This window comes from Cupriavidus sp. USMAHM13 (genome assembly GCF_001854285.1).
GTDB lineage: Bacteria > Pseudomonadota > Gammaproteobacteria > Burkholderiales > Burkholderiaceae > Cupriavidus > Cupriavidus malaysiensis.
The window spans coordinates 2284361-2303737 of the sequence record NZ_CP017752.1; the positions used below are offsets into that span (position 1 = coordinate 2284361).

The 19377-nt window shown below is 69.7% G+C and carries 15 protein-coding genes and 1 pseudogene; 10 read left to right on the top strand and 6 right to left on the bottom strand.

Annotation, left to right across the window (positions count from 1 at the left end; all coding sequences use genetic code 11):
* Positions 1-159 precede the first annotated feature (159 nt).
* The 3 genes from BKK81_RS28355 to mgtA all read left to right on the top strand — a co-directional run bounded on the left by BKK81_RS28355 (position 160) and on the right by mgtA (position 4270).
* Positions 160-960 (top strand): helix-turn-helix domain-containing protein, encoded by an 801-nt coding sequence (locus BKK81_RS28355; protein WP_231908117.1) that lies wholly within the window; start codon positions 160-162, stop codon positions 958-960.
* Positions 961-1343: 383 nt separating this feature from the next.
* A complete protein-coding gene (locus BKK81_RS35715) occupies positions 1344-1511 on the top strand; it encodes a hypothetical protein (RefSeq protein ID WP_156811472.1) in 168 nt (55 codons plus the stop codon).
* On the top strand, positions 1508-4270 hold the full coding sequence (gene mgtA, locus BKK81_RS28360) for a magnesium-translocating P-type ATPase (protein WP_071019812.1): 2763 nt from the start codon (positions 1508-1510) through the stop codon (positions 4268-4270). The genes BKK81_RS35715 and mgtA overlap by 4 nt, the downstream gene beginning before the upstream one ends.
* A 169-nt stretch (positions 4271-4439) precedes the next feature.
* On the opposite strand, the gene serA is transcribed toward mgtA, so the two are convergent.
* Both serA and BKK81_RS28370 read right to left on the bottom strand, forming a co-directional pair.
* Positions 4440-5642 (bottom strand): phosphoglycerate dehydrogenase, encoded by a 1203-nt coding sequence (gene serA / locus BKK81_RS28365; RefSeq protein ID WP_071019815.1) that lies wholly within the window; start codon positions 5640-5642, stop codon positions 4440-4442.
* A 256-nt stretch (positions 5643-5898) separates the two neighbouring features.
* Positions 5899-6747 carry a class II glutamine amidotransferase gene (locus tag BKK81_RS28370; protein WP_071022507.1) on the bottom strand — a complete coding sequence of 283 codons (849 nt, stop codon included), beginning with the start codon at positions 6745-6747 and terminating at the stop codon, positions 5899-5901.
* A 302-nt stretch (positions 6748-7049) separates the two neighbouring features.
* Between BKK81_RS28370 and BKK81_RS28375 the strand changes: the two genes are divergently transcribed.
* Both BKK81_RS28375 and mdtD read left to right on the top strand, forming a co-directional pair.
* On the top strand, positions 7050-8717 hold the full coding sequence (locus BKK81_RS28375) for an S-layer protein (protein ID WP_071019818.1): 1668 nt from the start codon (positions 7050-7052) through the stop codon (positions 8715-8717).
* A gap of 182 nt (positions 8718-8899) precedes the next feature.
* Positions 8900-10333: a multidrug transporter subunit MdtD gene (gene mdtD, locus BKK81_RS28380; protein ID WP_071019820.1), complete on the top strand. Its 1434-nt coding sequence runs from the start codon at positions 8900-8902 to the stop codon at positions 10331-10333.
* Positions 10334-10367: 34 nt separating this feature from the next.
* On the opposite strand, the gene BKK81_RS28385 is transcribed toward mdtD, so the two are convergent.
* The 3 genes and pseudogenes from BKK81_RS28385 to BKK81_RS36610 form a co-directional block, all read right to left on the bottom strand.
* On the bottom strand, positions 10368-11390 hold the full coding sequence (locus BKK81_RS28385) for an alpha/beta hydrolase family protein (RefSeq protein ID WP_071019823.1): 1023 nt from the start codon (positions 11388-11390) through the stop codon (positions 10368-10370).
* Between the two features lie 144 nt (positions 11391-11534).
* Positions 11535-12734 carry a helix-turn-helix domain-containing protein gene (locus BKK81_RS28390; RefSeq protein ID WP_231908118.1) on the bottom strand — a complete coding sequence of 400 codons (1200 nt, stop codon included), beginning with the start codon at positions 12732-12734 and terminating at the stop codon, positions 11535-11537.
* 197 nt (positions 12735-12931) lie between these two features.
* Positions 12932-13030 (bottom strand): annotated as a pseudogene (locus BKK81_RS36610) (type VI secretion system baseplate subunit TssE); the annotation flags it as partial.
* Between BKK81_RS36610 and tssJ the strand changes: the two are divergent.
* From tssJ to pcaDC, 5 genes are all read left to right on the top strand, one after another.
* Positions 13026-13382, top strand: coding sequence for a type VI secretion system lipoprotein TssJ (gene tssJ / locus BKK81_RS28395; RefSeq protein ID WP_071019828.1), 357 nt, complete (start codon positions 13026-13028; stop codon positions 13380-13382). The pseudogene BKK81_RS36610 and the gene tssJ sit on opposite strands and share 5 nt — an antisense overlap.
* Positions 13383-13599: 217 nt before the next feature.
* On the top strand, positions 13600-14301 hold the full coding sequence (gene pcaH, locus BKK81_RS28400) for a protocatechuate 3,4-dioxygenase subunit beta (RefSeq protein ID WP_071022510.1): 702 nt from the start codon (positions 13600-13602) through the stop codon (positions 14299-14301).
* A 3-nt stretch (positions 14302-14304) separates the two neighbouring features.
* Positions 14305-14874, top strand: a complete 570-nt coding sequence (gene pcaG / locus BKK81_RS28405; protein WP_071019831.1) for a protocatechuate 3,4-dioxygenase subunit alpha — start codon at positions 14305-14307, stop codon at positions 14872-14874.
* Positions 14875-15004: 130 nt separating this feature from the next.
* Complete coding sequence (locus BKK81_RS28410) at positions 15005-16384, top strand: 3-carboxy-cis,cis-muconate cycloisomerase (RefSeq protein WP_071019834.1); 1380 nt, start codon at positions 15005-15007, stop codon at positions 16382-16384.
* 97 nt (positions 16385-16481) lie between these two features.
* A complete protein-coding gene (pcaDC, locus tag BKK81_RS28415) occupies positions 16482-17654 on the top strand; it encodes a bifunctional 3-oxoadipate enol-lactonase/4-carboxymuconolactone decarboxylase PcaDC (protein ID WP_071019837.1) in 1173 nt (390 codons plus the stop codon).
* A gap of 86 nt (positions 17655-17740) precedes the next feature.
* On the opposite strand, the gene BKK81_RS28420 is transcribed toward pcaDC, so the two are convergent.
* Positions 17741-19204, bottom strand: coding sequence for a Do family serine endopeptidase (locus tag BKK81_RS28420; protein WP_071019840.1), 1464 nt, complete (start codon positions 19202-19204; stop codon positions 17741-17743).
* Positions 19205-19377 lie beyond the last annotated feature (173 nt).

Below are 19377 nucleotides of genomic sequence, written 5' to 3' on the forward strand. Positions count from 1 at the left end.
GTGTATTCAAGAATTTGCGAATACGCAAATTAGCGTTTACGCAAATTCGCGTTTATGCAAATTTGCGGATGCACAAATTGGCGGATCCGCAAATTCTGGGATAATCTGCCCTCACGCCGTCCGCCGGGACGGCGCCGTGCCATCGATAGAGGACCTGGCTTGAAAGAGAAAGACGTGCCGCCGCGCGGCGCCAATGCATCGCGCACCCTTGACCGGGAGACTTTCGGCGAGCGCCTGCGCCGCGCACGCAAGGACTTCGGCTGGACCCTGGCCCACCTGTCGGAGCTGTCCGGCGTCTCCATCACCACCATCTCGCGCGCTGAGCGTGGCCAGCTTGCGCTGGGCTACGAGAACTTTGCGGCCCTGGGCAAGGCGCTGCAGATGGACATGGGGGAAATGTTCGCCGGCGCTGGCGAGACCGCGGCGCCGTTCCAGGGGCCGATCGTCACGCGCGCCAACCAGGGCGTGGTCTACACAGGCCAGTCGATCACCTATGAGTTCCTCGGCACCGAGGCGGCGGGCAAGCAGATGAGCCCCACCGTGGCGACGGTGCATGCGCGCCGCATCACCGGCCCCGAAGCCTACGCCAGCCACCCGGGCGAAGAGTTCATCTACGTGCTCAGCGGCGAGGTCGAGGTGCATTTCACCAATGGCGAGTTCGTGCGGCTGGCGCGGGGCGATTCGCTTTACTTCGATGCGCGCCTCGGGCACGCCTATATCAGCGTCAGCCGCCAACTGGCGCGCACCATCGGTGTCACCACCAGCGAGAGCGCGCAGATGCGTTCGGCGCAGGCCGGGGCGACGGCTGCGAGCGCGCAGGCGAAGCGCAGCGCCAAGCTGGCCGGGCGCGAGGCGGCGAAGCCGGCGACTAAGCCAGCGGTGGAAACGGCGGTGGAGACGGCGCCAGCCGGGGAGCGGCGCCGCGCGCGTGCGCCGGCAGTGCCACGCAGGCGGACCTGACGCGATGAACGCGCCGCCGGTGGGGTGGAAATTTCCATGTCAAATGCCGAGAAATTGGCATTGCGCGCCGATTTGCCTCTTTGGTATGCTTCGCTCCGTCTTCACTTCGGGTGATTCCCATGGACAGTTGTTCTAGTCGGCCGCCGGCCGATTCCTGAGCGGCTAGTCAGTCAAGGCGATTCCTCGCCACTGCCTGGCCGATACGGCGGGTAGTGGCATGCGCGCGGGTTCTCCGCACGCCTCCCTCCCACATCCATTGCTTCGACTTCCGCTGATCGGCTGATCGCGCGATGGACGGCGCTCGTCCGTCATCCGCGCGCCGCGCGGCGGAGTCGTCTCGCCTGCCTGCTGCCGGAATGCCGGCAAGGCATGAGGGAGGCTTCATGTCATTCCATCTGATTCCTTTCGGGCTGGCCGCCTTGCCCTATCTGCGCGCCTGGCGTGCCGCGGCCGTGCTGGCCCTGTCGGACCGGCGCTGCCGCCGCTGCCGTCACCGTGGCGCCGCGGCGTTGCCGCCCGGCGCGCAAGCCTGCGAGGAGGTGCCGCGATGAAGCTCGGCATGCTGAGAACCCTGTACGCGGCCTTCCTGCGCACGCGCCGCGCCACCCACCACTTCCGCCGCCTCGCGCTGTTCGAATCGCTGCACGACCAGAAGAGCGCGCGGGTGGTTCCCGAGGCGCTCTCGCGCGAGCTGCACCGCGCCGCCCGCGACGATATCCCGGCGGTGCTGGTACACCTGCGTGCACACGAGGACGGGTTGACCAGCCTGGACGTGGAGGAGCGGCTGGACCGCCTGGGCCCCAACGAGGTCGAGCACGAGAAGCCCCTGCCGGCCTGGCTTCACTTCTGGCACGCCTACAGTAATCCCTTCAACCTGCTGCTGACGGTGCTGGCGGTCATCTCCTGGCTGACCGACGACGTCCAGGCCACCACCGTGATCGGCACCATGGTGCTGCTGTCGACGGTGATCCGCTTCGTGCAGGAGCGGCGCTCGAACCGCGCCGCCGACGCCCTCAAGGCCATGGTCAGCACCACCGCCACGGTGGTGCGGCGCGACCTGGTGCGCCTGCGCGCGGCGGAGGACGCCAGGCACTTCAATATGCAGGTGCACTCGCGCCCGCCGGCACAGATCGAAGTGCCGCTGCGCGAGCTGGTGCCGGGCGAGATCGTGGTGCTGTCGGCGGGCGACATGATCCCGGCCGACTGCCGCATCCTCGCCGCCAAGGACCTGTTCGTCAGCCAGGCCGCGATGACCGGCGAGTCACTGCCGGTGGAGAAATTCGCCGAGCTGCGCGCACCCACCGCCAACGCGCTCGAACTGGGCAATATCGTCTTCATGGGCACCAATGTGGTCTCTGGCGCTGCCTCCGCGGTGGTACTGGAGACGGGTAACCGCACCTACTTCGGCACCCTGGCGTCACGCGCGACCTCGGCCGACCGCTCCGGCACCGCCTTCCAGGCCGGCGTCAACCAGGTGAGCTGGCTGCTGATCCGCTTCGCCCTGGTGATGGTGCCCATCGTGCTGCTGGTCAACGGTTTCACCAAGGGCGACTGGATGGAGGCCTTCCTGTTCGCGCTGTCGGTGGCGGTGGGCCTGACGCCGGAGATGCTGCCGATGATCGTGACCTCGACGCTGGCCAAGGGCGCGGTGCTGATGTCGCGCCGCCAGGTCATCGTCAAGCGCCTCGACGCGATCCAGAACTTCGGCGCGATGGACGTGCTGTGCACCGACAAGACCGGCACCCTGACACGCGACAAGATCGTGCTGGAGCGGCATACCGACGTGCTCGGCCAGGTCTCGCAGGAGGTGCTCAAGCACGCCTACCTGAACAGCTATTTCCAGACCGGCCTGAAGAACCTGCTGGACCGTGCGGTGCTGGAGCACGCCGAGCTGCAGAAGGAACTGAAGCTGGTGCTCGACTACCGCAAGGTCGACGAGATCCCCTTCGACTTCGAGCGGCGCCGCATGTCGGTGGTGGTGTCCGAACGCGGCGACCACAACGAGCTGATCTGCAAGGGTGCCGTCGAAGAGGTGCTGGCCGCCTGCACCTGGGTGCAGATCGACGGCATGGTGCGGCCGCTGGACGGCGCGCTGCTGGCCCGGGTGCGCCAGGTCACCCACGACCTGAACCAGGAAGGCCTGCGCGTGGTGGCGGTGGCGATGAAGGAAACGCCGGCCTCGATGACCACCTACAGCGTGGTCGACGAGCGCGACCTGACGCTGGTCGGCTACATCGCCTTCCTCGATCCGCCCAAGGAGTCCACCGCGCCGGCCCTGCGCGCGCTGGCCGCGCACGGCGTGGACGTCAAGGTGCTGACCGGCGACAACGAGCTGGTCACCGCCAAGGTCTGCCGCGAGGTCGGCCTGGAGTTGGACGGCGTGCTGCTCGGGCCCGACGTGGAGACGATGGACGCGGCGGCGCTGGCGCAGGCGGTCGAGGCGCACAATGTGTTCGCGCGCCTGTCGCCGCTGCACAAGGAACGCATCGTGCAGGCGCTGCGCGCCAACGGCCACGTGGTCGGCTTCATGGGCGACGGCATCAACGACGCCGCCGCGCTGCGCGCCGCCGACATCGGCATCTCGGTGGACAGCGCGGTGGACATCGCCAAGGAGGCGGCCGACATCATCCTGCTGGAGAAGAGCCTGATGGTGCTGGAAGCCGGCGTGATCGAAGGGCGGCGCACCTTCTGCAATATGCTGAAGTACATCCGCATGACGGCCAGCTCCAACTTCGGCAACGTGTTCTCGGTGCTGGTGGCGAGCGCCTTCCTGCCCTTCCTGCCGATGCTGCCGCTGCAGCTGCTGGTGCAGAACCTGCTCTACGACATCTCCCAGATCGCCATCCCCTTCGACAAGGTCGACGAGGAACTGGTGAACCGGCCGCTGACCTGGAATCCGGGCGACATCGGCCGCTTCATGCTGTTCTTCGGGCCGCTCAGCTCGCTGTTCGACCTCGCCACCTTCGCGCTGATGTGGTTCGTCTTCCACGCCAGCACGCCGGCGCAGCAGTCGCTGTTCCAGTCGGGCTGGTTCGTGGTGGGGCTGGTCACGCAGACGCTGATCGTGCACATGATCCGCACGCCCAAGCTGCCGTTCATCCAGAGCCGCGCGGCCTGGCCGCTGACGCTGATGACCGGGCTGATCATCGCCATCGGCATCTACCTGCCGATGGGCCCGCTGGCGGCCAACTTCAAGCTGGTGCCGCTGCCGCTGGCCTACTTCCCCTGGCTGGTGGCGATCGTGCTGGGCTATGCGCTGCTGACCACGGCGATGAAGCGCTTCTACCTGCGCCGCTTCGGCTGGATGTGAGGCGAGGCGGGATGCTTGAGCGTGCGGCTCGGGGCTGCACTGCGGCGGCCTGCTCGGGCGCCGCGCCGGCCGCCCGCACGAACCGTGCAGGCTTTCCCAGCTCGCCGCGGAAGCACGGCGCCGCCCGCACCGCCCGGGCCGCCCCGCACCGCCGCCGCGTACCGGGCGCTCAGCGCGTCAGCAGGCGCGAGCGCACAAAGCCGGCGTGCGCGCGCAGCGCCTCCATCAGCCCGGCGGAGGGCACGCGGTCCAGGTCGGTCACCACATAGCCGGTGGCGCCGCGCGTCTGCAGGTGCTGGCCGGTGATGTTGGCGCCGTCCTGTGCCAGCAGCGTGTTGAGCGCGGCCAGCGCGCCGGGGGCGTTGCTGTGCACGTTCAGCAGGCGTGCCGGCGCCTGCAGAGGGCCGGGATCGACCTCGGGGAAGTTGACCGCGCCGATGGTGCCGCCGGTGGTCAGGAAGTGGACCAGCTTGGCCGCCACTTCGGTGCCGATGTTCTCCTGCGCCTCCTCGGTGCTGCCGCCGACGTGCGGGGTCAGCAGCACGTTGGGCAGGCCCTGCAGCTCGCTGACGAACGGCTCGCTGTTGGTCTTGGGCTCTTCGGGGAAGACATCGATGGCGGCACCGCCCAGGCGCTTCTCGCGCAGCGCCGCAGCCAGCGCGGCAATGTCGACCACGGTGCCGCGCGAGGCATTGATCAGGATGGCGCCGGGTTTGCACGCGGCCAGCACCCGCGCATCGACCAGGTTGCGGGTGCGCGGCGTGGCGGGCACGTGCAGCGTGACCACGTCGGCCTGCCCGACCGCCTCCTCGAGTGTGGCGCAGGCACGCGCCGAGCCCAGCGAGAGGCGGGCCAGCACGTCGAAGTAGACCACCTGCATGCCCATGGCCTCGGCCAGCACGCCGACCTGCGAGCCGATATTGCCGTAGCCGACGATGGCGATGGTCTTGCCACGCGCCTCGAAGGCGCCGCTGGCGCCCTTGGCCCACTTGCCGGCATGTGCCAGCGCGCTCTTCTCCGGAATGCGCCGCAGCAGCATCACGGCCTCGGCGATCACCAGCTCGGCCACCGAGCGCGTGTTGGAGAACGGCGCGTTGAAGACCGGAATGCCGGCCGCGGCGGCGGCCTCGAGGTCGACCTGGGAGGTGCCGATGCAGAAGCAGCCGATCGACAGCAGTTGCGGCGCGCTGGCGATGTCCGCCGCGCGCAGGTGGGTGGCGGAGCGGATGCCGACCAGGTCGTGGGCGGCCAGCACCTGGCGCAACTCGTCGCCGGCCAGCGCGCCCGTGCGGCGGTCGACCGAGATGCCGGCGCCCTGCAGCGGCGCGGTGGCGCTCTGGTGGATGTTCTCCAGCAGCATGGCGGTCGTCATGGCTGCCTCCGGTGCGCCGGGACGGCGGCGCGGGCGCGCCGTCCGGGCATGAGCAGTGGCTCGGTCAAGGTGTTCTCCGATCAGCATGGCAAGGACCGCGGCGTGCGCCGCGGCTGCGGACATTGTCCACGAAGCGCGGCGCGCGTGTGCGGATGTCCCTGCGGCCAGGATGGTTCGCCGCGGGCCGTGCCTGCCGGCACCGCTGGCCCGTCGGCCAAGGTGTCGGCCGAGGGCGTCAGCCGGGGGGGCGCCTATGCTATGGCGCCGGCAACGCCGGCAGGTGCGGCCGGAAGGGACGCTGCTCGACGTTGCCGGCGTGCGCCACGACCGCGGTCGCCTCGGGGATCTCCTCCCAGGCGCCGGGCAGGTCGATCAGCGGCTCCGAGAGGACCAGGAAGGCATCGTCGCCGGCGGCGGTGATGCGCCGGTCGTCCGGATAGAGCGCACGCAGGTGGCGGAACGAGGCACTGTGGAACAGCGAACGCGACTCTCCCTCGCTGGAATAGCGCACGGCCACGATCCGCTCGCCGTCGGTGGCGGCGACGGTCATGTTCAGTGGATGCTGGATGCCCTTGGCCGCGCCGGTGGCCTCCACCACGCCCACCATCTGCTCCAGCGCCTGCACCGGGTTGCGCTCCAGCCCGTAGGTCAGGGCGAGAAGGAACATGACCTCCGAATCGGTGGAGCCCTCGATGACGGGAAACAGGTCGGGGGCGATCATCAGCATCAATTCGCGCCGTACCGCCGGGTAGTCGCGGATCAGGCCGTTGTGGGCGAACAGCCAGCGGCCGTGCCGGAAGGGGTGACAGTTGGTCTCCTGCGCCGGGGTGTCGGTAGCAGCGCGCACATGGGCGACGAACAGCGGCGAGCGGATCGCCCGCGCGGCCTCGCGCAGGTTGCGGTCGCTCCAGGCCGGCGCCACGCAACGGTAGCGGAAGGGCGGCTCCGTCGGCACGCCATACCAGCCGACGCCGAAGCCGTCGCCGTTGGTGGTGGTATGGCCCATGCGCGAGTGCAGGCTCTGGTCGATCAGCGAGTGCTGGGCGCGGAACAGCACGGTTTCCAGATGGATGGGGTTGCCCGAATAGGCCAGCCAGCGGCACATGATCATTGCTCCTCGATGTCTCGCGCGGGGGCGGTCGCCGGAGGCGGCGCGGAGGGCGCGATGCCTGGCCATCAGCGTAGCACCGGGCGTGCATCGCAGGCGCGGGAGCGTCGGGCCGGACGGCAGCCGTGGACCGGATGATTTTTCCTTTTGTTCTATCTGTAAGAACTATATTGTGTTAGTAGGAATTTAGTGGTGAATGGGTCACGTGTGTGTCATATGCCACCGCTATGATGCGCCGCACAAGGGTCCGGCAGGCCAGAAGCCGCACGGGTCCGCCATTTCACTCCCAGGGAAACACCATGTTGTTGCACGCTCGCAAGCCCTTGATCGGCTTCGCCATTTCCTGCGCCATCGGCGCCGGCCTGTACGCCTGCGGCGGGGATGATGCGCCCGCCACCAACGCCGGCAATGGCGGCGGCACGCAGCCGACTTCGCCAACGACGCCGCCAGCTCCGCCGACGCCCGTGGTGCAGGGCCGCTGGACCACCGGCGACCTGCATGTCCACACCATTCAGTCGAACGATGCGCAAACGCCGCTGGCGGACGTGCTCGACCAGGCCTTTGGCAAGTACCAGCTCGACTGGATCACGCTGTCCAATCATCTGCGCGTATCGGACCGCGACCATACCGGCGCCGCCATCGCCGGTGGCAGCGTGGCGTTCTCGAAGGGCATGGCGCTGTACGAGCAGCCGGCCGTCAAGCAATGGCAGGCGGCGGGGCGTTATGCCGGCAAGCTGATCCTGTCCGCCACGGAATGGGACATGCCGACGCACGACCACATGAATATCGGCATCTTCGCGCCGAGCGGCGGCAAGCTCGAGACCGCGGCCAAGGCCGTTGCCAAGTTCGAGTACCTGTTCACCAACCGGTCGGACTCCCTGTTCGACCCGGTCGACGTGGCGGCCTGGAGCGCCGAGGGCCCCCGCAGCTACAGCACGCATGCGGACGCGCTCAAGGCGGTCGCCTGGCTCAAGGCCAATTATCCCGACACCAGCTACGCGCTGATCAACCATCCCTCGCGCAATCCGGGCAAGTACACGGCGGCGAACTTCCGCGAGTTGCACGACCTGGCGCCGAACCAGTTCTTCGCCATCGAAGGCATGGTGGGCGGCCAACTGGAGCCGGACCGCGGCGGCTACACCAGCGCCTACACGCCGGAGAACGCCAGGTCGCGTACCTATGGCGGAGTGGACTACATCGTGGCCCAGGTCGGTGGAATCTGGGACGCGCTGCTGGGCGAAGGGCGCCGCATCTGGAACGTGGCCAACTCCGACCACCATTTCGAGATGGCCAACGGCATCTACAGCAGCAGCTACTATCCGGGCGCCTATGCCAAGAACTACGTCTGGCTCAAGGATGGCAGTGCGCAGTCGCTGCTCGACGGATTGCGCTCCGGCAAGGGCTTCGCGGTCTATGGCGACCTGATCAACGCACTCGACTTCACGGTGTCGACCGGCGGCACCTCGCGCGAGATGGGTGGCGAGCTGCCAGTGAAGACGGGCGACAAGGTCACCCTCACGATCCGCTTCAAGAGCCCGGAGCGCAACAACTACGAATACCCGCTCGGCAGCGGCGTTTCCTTCAACGCGCGGCCGGCGGTCGACCATATCGACCTGATCGCCGGCGACGTGGTCGAGCGGCCGAAGCCCGGCACGCCCGCCTACGACAAGGACACCAACGACTCCACCAAGGTCATCGCTACCTTCACCCGCGCCGACTGGAAGGTGGACAAGGACGGCTACAACACCGTCAGCTATACCTTCACCGCGACTGGCAGCCGCTATTTCCGCCTGCGTGGCACCAATCTGGGCCCCGATGTGGCCGGTGAGACCCAGGGTGGCAACCCCCTGGCCGACAGCCGCACGACCATCGCCGAGGACCAGGCCCGCTTCAATGCCATCAACCTGCGCAACTACAGCGACCTGTGGTTCTACTCGAACCCGGTTTTCGTCAGGCAGGCCGGATAAGCCGGCGCGGGGGCTGGGGCAACTCCTTGCCGGCCGCGCCGGCCCGTGGGCGTGGCATGGGCGCGCCACGCGGGCGAAAACCGCACGCCACATCAGGCTTTCCCTTGTCGGCAGCGCGCCGCGGCAGTAAGGTGCGGGATCCGGCCGCGCGTGCGCGGTCTCCGCCCCGAATCCCTGCCCCCATGAATTCCCCCCTGAAAAGCGACCGCGACCGCAGCATCATGCTCTGGGTGGTGGCCGTCGGCTTCTTCATGCAGACGCTCGACTCCACCATCGTCAACACGGCATTGCCGGCCATGGCCCGCAGCCTCGGCGAGAGCCCGTTGCGCATGCAGTCGGTGATCATTGCCTATTCGCTGACCATGGCCGTCATCATCCCGGCCTCCGGCTGGCTGGCCGACCGCTTCGGCACGCGCACCATCTTCCAGACGGCGATCGTGCTGTTCGTGGCCGGCTCGGTGCTGTGCGCCTACTCGAGCCAACTGGCGTGGCTGGTGGCGGCGCGGGTGATCCAGGGGGTAGGCGGCGCCATGCTGCTGCCGGTGGGGCGCCTGGCCGTGCTGCGCACCTTCCCGCGCGACCAGTACCTGCGGGCGCTGAGCTTCGTCGCCATCCCCGGCATGGTCGGGCCGCTGATCGGGCCCACGCTGGGCGGCTGGCTGACCCAGGCGCTGTCCTGGCACTGGATCTTCCTGATCAACGTGCCGGTCGGGCTGGCGGGCGGCATCGCCACGCTGCGCTATATGCCCAACAGCAAGCTGGCGGGCCTGGGTGGCTTCGACCTGGGCGGCTATGTGTTGCTGGCCACGGCCATGGTGACGCTGTCCTTCTCGCTGGATGGCCTGGCCGAGCTGGGCTTCCAGCATGCCACCGTGCTGATGCTGCTGATCGGCAGCATGGCGGCGCTGACCGCCTATGTGCTGCACGCCGGGCGCAAGAGCCAGCCGCTGTTCCCGCTCAAGCTGTTCCACATCCACAGTTTCAGCGTCGGGCTGCTGGGCAACCTGTTCGCGCGCATCGGCAACGGTGCCATGCCTTTCCTGATCCCGCTCACGCTGCAGCTCAGCCTGGGCTATTCGCCGCTCGACGCGGGCCTGATGATGCTGCCGGTCACCGCCGCCGGCATGCTGTCCAAGCGCATCGCCACCAACTTGATCGAGCGCCATGGTTACCGGCGCGTGCTGGTGGCCAATACCTTCACGGTCGGCCTGGCGATGGCCTCGTTCGCGCTGATCTCTCCGGCCCAGCCGCTATGGCTGCTGTTGCTGCAGCTGGCGGTGTTCGGCGCCGTCAACTCGGTCCAGTTCACTGCCATGAATACCGTCACGCTGAAGGATCTCGGCAGCGCCGGCGCCAGCAGCGGCAACAGCATGCTGTCGATGGTGCAGATGCTGTCGATGAGCCTGGCGGTGACCTCGGCCGGTGCCTTGCTGGCCACCTTCCAGCAGGTGTTCGGCGCCCACGGCCTGACCGGCGTGCTGCCGGCCTTCCATGCCACCTTCGTCTGCGTGGGGCTGATCACGTCGGCATCGGCCTGGATCTTCCTGCAACTGTCGCCGGAAGTGCGCCGGCATGCCGGCGAGCCAGCCCAGCCGGGCGACGAAGTGCTGCACTAGGCCGCATTCAGGCTGCATCGTTCCGGCGCGGCCGTCACGGCAGCAGGTGGCGCTGGAAGAAGGCCGTGATCTTGTGGTGAGCCTCGGCCACCTCGGCGCGGTCGAAGCCCGGCGGATCGTTCAGCAGTTCGCCGACGAGCCCATGCAGCCCGGGTGGCGGCGGCGACAGCAGCGCGCCGTGGCCGCCGTCGGGCAGGTCGGCCAGGTGCTCGCAGGTCTGGCAGGCCGCCAGCACCTGGTCGGCGTGGAAGCGCGGCGTCAGCCAGAGGTCCCGTCCGGCGGTGACGAGGCCGAGCGGCACCGCCGGACGCACCAGCGAGTCCATGTCGAAGTCGGCCGCGGCCGGTACGCCCGCCACCACCGCCGCGATGCGCGGATCGTGATCGACGCGCGGGGCGTCGTCGTCGAAGCGGAAGTGGATCACGCGCAGGGCCAGCCATCGTTTCAGGCCGTCGAGCGGCCCGCCGGTCTGCTCGGTGATCAGGCCGACGCAGGACTGGAAATCCTCGGCGATATGCGCGTCGCAGTGCCGCGCGAAGCGGGCCGGCGACCAGCGCCCGCCGGCCAGGCTCAGGGCGGTGTGGCCGCCGGCGGACATGCCGAACATGCCGACCTTGTCCAGGCGCAGCAGCGGCGCGAAGCGCGGATCGTGCCCGACCGCGTCGATGGCGCGCGACACTTCGGCGGGGCGGATGGTCCAGCTGTCGGGGCCCGGGTCGCTGGGATCGAGATAGTTATCGGCGTGGTGCAGCGGCATGGCGACCACGAAGCCGGCCTCGACCAGTTCGCGTGCCAGGTCGGCATGCACCCAGGGGGCGCCGCCGGAGCCGTGCGAGATCACCACCAGGCGGCCGTTGCCGGGCACCGGGTGGCCGTCGGCCGCCACCTCCAGCACGAAGCGCCCGCGCGGCTCGGGCCGGCTGGCGCTGTCGGACGGGTAATAGATCGTGACCGGCCCTTCCTGCGCCGTGGCCGGCAGCTCGGTCAGCCCCATCGATGCGTGCGCCAAGCCGCACAGCCATGCCAGCACCAGGCCGGCCCAACGTAAACCTTGCATGGAAACCCTCGTCAAATCGTCAAGAAGTGAAGGCGGGGCTCCGGCGCTTGCCGGAGACTGTCGTCCCGCCGAGGGAAGCATGGCCGGGCGCGGCACCGCCGTCTCGCCGAAAGCCGCAGGCGGCTGGTGCGCGGCTGGCCGATTTCAGGAATCGGCCAGCTTCTGGCGCCGGTATTCGCTCGGCGTGGCGCCGGTGGCGGCCTTGAAGGCACGGTTGAACGGGCCGATCGACTGGAAGCCGGCTTCCAGCGCGATGGTCAGCACGGGCAGGGCGCGCCGGGCGGGATCGCTGAGCGCGGCCTGCGCTTCCCGCAGGCGGAAGCCGTTGACGAAGGCGCTGAAGTTGCGGTAGCCGAGACGCTGGTTGATGGCGCGGCGCAGGCGGTACTCCGGCACCGCCAGCCGGGCGGCCAGGCTGGCCACGCTGAGCTGCTCGCTGCGGTAGGCCTGCTCGTCGGCCATCAGCCGCAGCAAGGCGTCCACCAGTGCCTGTTCGGCCGCGTCGGCCGCGTTGGCCGCGTTGGCCTGGCCGTTGCCGGCCGCCAGGGCTTCGGCAGGAGAGGGCATGGGCGGGGGCGTTTCGGGCCGGGCGGGCGTGGCGTCGGCCGCCGTGTGACTGGGCGGCGGTGGGGGCGCTGGCAGCGGTCCGGGCTCCGGGGGCGCCATGGCGCGGGCCGAAGGAAACAATTCCGTCGCCGTCATGCGCAGCATGCTGCACGCCAGCGGTGCCACGATGCACAACAGCAGCGCGGTGTCGAGCGTCGCGCCGGCGTCCGAGAGCCGGCCATCGGGCGATGCGAGCCGGGCGGCAAGCTGCAGCAGGGTGTAGGCGACGCCGGCAATCACGATGAAGGCACGCAGCCGGCGCCTGCCCTCGATCAGGTCGCCGCGCCAGCCCTTCGCGGCGGCGATCATCGTCAGCACGGCGAACAGTCCCGGCAAGACGCGCTGCAGGGCCGTCGTGAAGGGCGCGATGGCCGAGCCGCTATGCGCCAGCACCGCGCAGTTCAGGGTGCCGAGCCCGGTCGCGGCGGCCCAGGCAAGCGCATGGACGGGGCGGAAGGCGAAACCGTCGTCGAAGAGCGCCTGCACGAAGATCCAGAGCAGCGCGGCATTGCCCACCGCGATGCCGACCAGCGGTGCCTGCCAGAGCCGCGGCACCGACTGCTCGAACCAGGGCATGCTGCTCGCAACCTGCACGGCCAGGCCGGCGGCCAGTGCCACGGCTGCGCGTGCCGCGGGCAGGGCCGGGCGGTCGCGCCCTAGCAGCGCGGCCAGCAGCGCCAGCAGGGCCAGTACCATGCCGCGCAGCATGGCATCGAACAGAGGGATAGGTAGTGACATCGTCATCGGGGGCTGGCCGGGGCCGGGCAGCCCGGCGTGGACCTCGCCAAGCTAGCGTGATGGCGTAGCAGTCGGGTGACCGGCATTCTCGCACGAAGGCGGGCAAAGTCGTGCTCCAGGGAGCCCTGGGTGGCCCTGGGTGCGGTGGGTGGCGAGATTGCGGGCCTTTCCTTATGTCCGGCCCCGATTCCTGGCCGGTGGGCGGATGCGGGTAGGTGGCGGTAGATGTGTGAGAGATCCCCGAGCCCGTAGTCCGGCAGGTGCGCAAGACTCCCACGGCGGCTGTTGAGAATGCGCTATAGCCGATTCCGCGTCGACGATCTGGATGGATTGAAAGCCGACCTGCTGGCCACCAGGGATGTCGTGCTCCGGCCCGATGCCGTGGCGAGCATCAGCGAACCCATGAAAGACGATGCGCAGTACGTCGGCGTCGTCGCGCTGTTCCGGGATAGCGGCAAGAGCGGGGTGTGGAAGCTGCTGATCCCCAGGAAGCAGTGGAAGTCGACGGATCCGGTGAAGATCGTCGCGAACGACAACGTCTTGGAACTGGTCGGCACGCAGCCGGAACCTGTCAAGCCGCAGGCGCCGCAGCAGAGCGCGCCGAATGCGCAGAAGGGGGCGCCGGCCGCGGACGGCGCGAAGGGGTGACGCATCGGGAACCGGACGCCATGGCCAGGCAGGGGGACGACCGAAGGCCGGCGGCGGCCCAGGCGGCGTAGCTGCCGGCACATGGCGGCCCGATGTCCAACGCTGGGACTCGTCGGGCGGATGAAAAGTTATGGAAATCGGCTGAAAACTCAATTTACATGACTTCCTGTGACGGATACAGTGGCCCCCATCGATGCCCCACGGAGACATGAACGTCATGGAAAAGCTCGCCCAGTACCGGCGTCCCTATTGGGATACCCAGCCGGAGTACCGCTTCGATCCCTATGCCTCGACCCAGCTGCGCTCGCCGGCCCAGCCGCTGGTGGCGCTGCCGCAGACCCTGTCCGAGGTGACCGGTCCCGCCTACGGCGCGGAGTTCGTGCGCGCCGGTGACAACGACCTCACCGCCGGCCATGCCGGCGAGCCGCTCGGCGAGCGCATCCTGGTCAGCGGGCGTGTGCTGGACGAGAACGGTCGTCCGGTACCCGACGCGCTGATCGAGATCTGGCAAGCCAATGCCGCCGGCCGCTACCTGCATAAGCGCGACCAGCACGACGCTCCGCTCGATCCCAACTTCAGCGGCCAGGGCCGCGTGGTCACCGACGCCCATGGGCGCTACCAGTTCAAGACCATCAGGCCCGGCGCCTATCCCTGGCGCAACCACCACAACGCCTGGCGGCCGCAGCACATCCATTTCTCGCTGTTCGGCAATGCCTATGCGACGCGCCTGGTCACGCAGATGTACTTCCCGGGCGATCCGCTGCTGCCCTTCGATCCGATCTTCAACTGCGTGCCCGACGCCAAGGCGCGCGACCGCCTGATCGCCGCCCTGGACTGGGAGACCACGCAGCCCGAGTACGCCCTCGGCTACCGTTTCGATATCGTGCTGCGTGGCCGCGATGCCACGCCGATGGAGTAAGCCATGTTGTACGCCACCGCATCCCAGACCGTCGGTCCTTACCTGCATATCGGCCTGGAAGGCCTGTACTGCGAAGACCTGACCGCCCAGGCGCCGTCGCTGGAAGGCCGCCGCATCGTCATCGAGGGCCGCGTGCTCGACGGTAACGGCGATCCCGTGCCCGATGGCATGGTCGAGATCTGGCAGGCCAATCCGGCCGGCCGCTACCGCCATGCCGAGGACGCACGCGATCTCGAGCTGACGCCGGGGTTCACCGGCTTCGGGCGGGTGCCTACGGGGCCGCAGGGAGAGTTCCGTTTCGTCACCGTCAAGCCCGGCGCGGTGCCCGGGCCGGACGGCAGGCCGCAGGCCCCCCACCTGGTGGTGGCGGTGTTCATGCGCGGTCTGCTCAAGCACCTGACGACCCGCGTCTACTTCCCTGACGAGGCCGAAGCCAACGCGGCGGACTGGGTGCTGTCGAAGGTGCCGGCCGAGCGCCGGCATACGCTGGTGGCCGAGCAGGCCGGCCCGGCCCGCTTGCACTGGCAGATCGTGCTGCAAGGCCAGGACGAAACCGTATACTTCGATATCTGATTCACGGCATTGCACTGCGGTACCGCCGCCGTCGAGCGGCGGGCCGCTTTGCTGCTTCAAGCATGCCAACCAAGATGCCCACCGAGCACGCCCCCTCAGCATGCCCACTTCTTCCCGACTGACCGATCCCATGTTCGGCAGCCCCGCCGTGCTGGCCGCTTTCGCGGACACCGCCACGGTAGGCCGCATGCTGGAGGTCGAAGCCGCGCTGGCGCGCGCCCAGGCCCGCACCGGCGTGATCCCGGCCGAGGCGGCGGCGCGCATTGCCGCCGTCTGCGCCGGCGCGCCCGCCGAGGTGATCGACCTCGATGACCTGGCCGCCGCCGCGGTGGCGGCCGGCAACCTCGCCATTCCCTTTGTGCGCCAGCTCACCGCGCGCGTGGCCGCGCTCGACGAGCCGGCCTCGCGCTATGTGCACTGGGGCGCCACCAGCCAGGACATCATCGACACCGCGATGGCGCTGCAACTGCGCCAGGCGCTGCTGGCGATCGAAGCCGAATTGCTGGCGCTGGGCGATGCCTGCGCCGCGCAAGCGCAGGCGCACCGCGCCACGCCGATGGTGGCGCGCACCTGGCTGCAGCACGCGCTGCCGATGAGCTTCGGGCTCAAGGCCGCCGGCTGGCTCGACGCGCTGCGGCGCGACCTGCTGCGGCTGGAGCGCGCCCGCGCGCAGGCAGCCGCGCTGCAGTTCGGCGGCGCCGCCGGCACGCTGGCCAGCCTGGGCGAGGCGGCGCCGGCCGTGGCGCAGGCCTTCGCCGCCGAGCTGGAACTGGCGCTGCCGGCCTTGCCCTGGCACGCGCACCGCGACCGTTTCGTCGAGGCCGCCGCCGCGCTCGGCATGCTGACCGGCACGCTGGGCAAGATGGCGCGCGATATCTCGCTGCTGATGCAGACCGAGGTGGCCGAGGTGGCGGAGCCCGCCGGGCCCGGGCGCGGCGGTTCCAGCACCATGCCGCACAAGCGCAATCCGGTCGGCTGCGCCGCCGTGCTGACCGCCGCCGTGCGCGTGCCGCCGCTGGTGGCGACGCTGCTGGCCGGCATGGTGCAGGAGCACGAGCGCGCGCTGGGCGGCTGGCAGGCCGAGTGGGACACCCTGCCGCAGATCGCTGCGCTGGCCGCCGGGGCCCTGCGCCAGATGCGCGAAGTGGTGGCCGGCCTGCAGGTGGATGCGGCGCGCATGCGCGCCAACCTCGACCTGACCCACGGCCTGATCCTGGGCGAGGCGGCCATGCTGGAGCTGGGCGGACGCATCGGCCGCCTGCCCGCCCACCACCTGGTCGAGGCGGCCTCGCGCCGCGCCGTGGCCGAGGGCCTGACGCTGCGCGAGGCGCTGGCGCGGACCCTGGCCGACAGGGCGGACACGCCGGACGCGCCGGACACCGCGCCACTGCTGGATGCCGAGGCCCTGGATCGCCTCAGCGACCCGGCCAACTACGCCGGCCAGTCGGCCGCCTTCGCCGATGCGGCGGTGCAGGGCTGGCGCGAGGCCGTGGCGGCACGCGGACGCTGATGCCGACGCGGCGGCGGCCGCGCCGCCGTCCACCTTATATGCTTGATCGAACCGCCGGCCTCACGCGCCGGCGGCATGCTGTTCTCAGGAGACCGTCTTGCCCTATCTCGACCACGCCGGCGTCCGGCTCTACTACACCCTCGAAGGCCCGGCCGCCGCGCCGGTGCTGATCTTCTCGAATTCGCTCGGCACCGACCACGGTATGTGGGAGCCGCAGGCCAGCGCACTGGCCGGCCGCTTCCGCGTGCTGCGCTACGACACGCGTGGCCACGGCCAATCGGGCATGCCGGCGGCGCCGTTCACGGTGGCCGAGCTGGGGGCGGATGTGCTGGCCCTGATGGATGCGCTCCATATCCGCCGCGCGGCGTTCTGCGGCCTGTCGATGGGCGGCCTGACCGGCATGTGGCTGGGCGTCAACGCGCCGCAGCGCTTCACGCAGATCGTGCTGGCCAACACCGCCGCCAAGATCGGCAGCGCCGACATGTGGAACGCGCGCATCGACGGCGTCATGCGCGATGGCATGGCAGCGCTGGTCGACGGTTCGCTGCAGCGCTGGTTCACGCCGGACTTCGTGGCGGGCGCCGGCGACAGCCTCGATGACCTGCGCGCGGTACTGGCCCGGCTCGACCCGCGCGGCTACGCCGCCAACTGTGCCGCCGTGCGCGACGCCGACCTGCGCGAAGCGGTCAAGACCATCCCGGTGCCGGTGCTGGTGATCGCTGGCAGCGCGGATCCATCCACCACCGCCGCGCAGGGGCGGGAGCTGGCCGAGGCGATTCCCGGCGCGCGCTACCGGGAGCTGGCCGCCGCCCACTTGTCGAACCGCGAGCAGCCGGAGCGTTTTACCGAAGCCCTGGTGGAATTCCTTGGCAGCGGGCGCGCCGCCCGCCTGGACGACGGCGCGCGCTATGCGGCCGGCCTGGGCGTGCGCCGCGCGGTGCTGGGCAGCGAGCACGTCGACCGCTCGCTGGCGCGGCTGACGCCGCTCAACGAGGAGTTCCAGGACCTGATCACGCGCTACGCCTGGGGCGAGATCTGGACGCGCGAAGGCCTGCCGCGCCATACCCGCAGCCTGCTGACCATCGCCATGATGGTGGCGCTCAACCGCAACGAAGAACTGCGGCTGCACCTGCGCGCCGCGGCCAACAACGGCGTGACGCCGGACGAGATCAAGGAAGTGCTGCTGCAGACCGCCATCTATTGCGGCGTGCCGGCGGCCAATTCCGCCTTTCACATGGCGGGCGAGATTCTCGGCGACGATGCAGGCTGAGGGAGCCAGCCGAAGGCGCAGGCTGAAGGGGACACGCTGAGGCGCGGGCGAGGGCGGCGCGCCGGCGCTGCCCGTACCCACCGCGCTCAGTCCGGCTCAAGCGGCACGAAGATGCGCGTGCCGCCGCGCTGGATCAGCAGCGCCACCCGCTTGCCGGCCTGCGCGGCCAGTTCGCGCAGCTGTGCGCCGCTGGCCACCGGCGTGCCGTTCAAGGCGAGGATCACGTCGCCGGCCTCGATGCCGGCCTGCGCCGCCGCGCCCGCCGCCTGTTCCACCACCAGCCCGCTGTCGAGGCCGCCCTGGCGCCGTTCGCCCGGGGTCAGGGGCCGCACCGTGATGCCCAGGCTGGAGCCGGAGCCCGGCATGGCCGGCGCCGCCACCTCGGTCAGCTTGCCGATCTCGATCGGCAGGTTCAGCGCCTTGCCCTTGCGGTAGAGCTTCAGCGTGGTGCGCGTGCCGGGGGCGATGTCGGCCACCTGCTCGGGCAGGTCGGCCGAATGCTCGATGGTGCGCTCGCCCAGTTGCACGATCACGTCGCCCGCCTGCACGCCGGCCTTGGCCGCGGGGCTGTCGGCGTCGACCATATTGACCAGGGCACCGGCCGGGCGCGGCAGTCCGAAGGACTGCGCCAGCGCCTGGCTGACCTCCTGCACCGCCAGGCCGATATGCCCGCGCGTGACGCTGCCATGGGCGATCAGCTCGTTCTCGACGCGGGTGGCGATGTCGATCGGGATGGCGAAGGAGAGGCCCTGGTAGCCGCCGGTCTCGCTGTAGATCTGCGAGTTGATGCCGATCACCTCGCCGTACTGGTTGAACAGCGGACCACCGGAGCTGCCCGGGTTGACCGCGGCGTCGGTCTGGATGAAGGGCACGTAGTTCTCTTCCGGCAGCGAGCGCGACTTGGCGCTGACGATGCCGGCGGTGACGGTGTTCTCGAAACCGTAGGGCGAACCGATCGCCAGCACCGGCTCGCCCACGCGCACGCGCGAGGCATCGCCGAGCTTGACGGTGGGCAGGCCGGTGGCGTCGATGCGCAGCACGGCGACGTCGCTGGGGCTGTCCACGCCGACCACCTTGGCCTTGAACTCGCGCCGGTCGATCAGCTTGACGGTGACGTCCTGCGCATCGGCGACCAGGTGGGCGTTGGTCAGCACCAGGCCGTCGGCGCTGACGATGAAGCCGGAACCCTGGCCCTGCACGAAGGACGGCTGGTCCTGGCCAGGCGGCCGCTGCGGCGGGCCGAAGCGGCGGAAGAACTGGTTGAAGGGGTCGTTGGAATTGCCGCTGGCCGGCCCGTCCTGGGTGTCCTGCGCATCGTCATCGTCCGCCTTGCCCTGGCTGGTGACACTGATATTGACCACGGCCGGCCCGTACTGCTCGACGATGGCGGAGAAATCCAGCGGCGCGCCGGGGCCGCGCGCCGGGGAGCCGGACTGGGCCGATGCCGCGGCAGGCAGGGCGGGCTCGTGGCGCAGGTAGGCCACGCCGCCGACGGCGACGGAGAGCGCGGCGGCGGCGGAAGCGTAGCGCACGAAGGTGGGGCGGATCATGGCGGGTCGTATGTGACGAAAGGAGCAGGTGGCGCATCGGGCATAGGCTGGCGCCGCATGGCTAGCCTAATCGGCAAGTCTTAATCCAGCCTTAAGCCCGGCAACGGTGTAGAGGATGGGGGCGTTGCCTGCACGGCCCCGCCTCACCGGCGTGCGGGGCGGAAAAACGACCC

Coding starts and splice junctions, on each gene's coding strand:
- BKK81_RS35715 (WP_156811472.1), top strand. CDS start 1,344: ATGTCATTCCATCTGATTCCTTTCGGGCTGGCCGCCTTGCCCTATCTG.
- mgtA (WP_071019812.1), top strand. CDS start 1,508: ATGAAGCTCGGCATGCTGAGAACCCTGTACGCGGCCTTCCTGCGCACG.
- serA (WP_071019815.1), bottom strand. CDS start 5,642: ATGACGACCGCCATGCTGCTGGAGAACATCCACCAGAGCGCCACCGCG.
- BKK81_RS28370 (WP_071022507.1), bottom strand. CDS start 6,747: ATGTGCCGCTGGCTGGCCTATTCGGGCAACCCCATCCATCTGGAAACC.
- BKK81_RS28375 (WP_071019818.1), top strand. CDS start 7,050: ATGTTGTTGCACGCTCGCAAGCCCTTGATCGGCTTCGCCATTTCCTGC.
- mdtD (WP_071019820.1), top strand. CDS start 8,900: ATGAATTCCCCCCTGAAAAGCGACCGCGACCGCAGCATCATGCTCTGG.
- BKK81_RS28385 (WP_071019823.1), bottom strand. CDS start 11,390: ATGCAAGGTTTACGTTGGGCCGGCCTGGTGCTGGCATGGCTGTGCGGC.
- BKK81_RS28390 (WP_231908118.1), bottom strand. CDS start 12,734: ATGTCACTACCTATCCCTCTGTTCGATGCCATGCTGCGCGGCATGGTA.
- tssJ (WP_071019828.1), top strand. CDS start 13,026: ATGCGCTATAGCCGATTCCGCGTCGACGATCTGGATGGATTGAAAGCC.
- pcaH (WP_071022510.1), top strand. CDS start 13,600: ATGGAAAAGCTCGCCCAGTACCGGCGTCCCTATTGGGATACCCAGCCG.
- pcaG (WP_071019831.1), top strand. CDS start 14,305: ATGTTGTACGCCACCGCATCCCAGACCGTCGGTCCTTACCTGCATATC.
- BKK81_RS28410 (WP_071019834.1), top strand. CDS start 15,005: ATGTTCGGCAGCCCCGCCGTGCTGGCCGCTTTCGCGGACACCGCCACG.
- BKK81_RS28420 (WP_071019840.1), bottom strand. CDS start 19,204: ATGATCCGCCCCACCTTCGTGCGCTACGCTTCCGCCGCCGCCGCGCTC.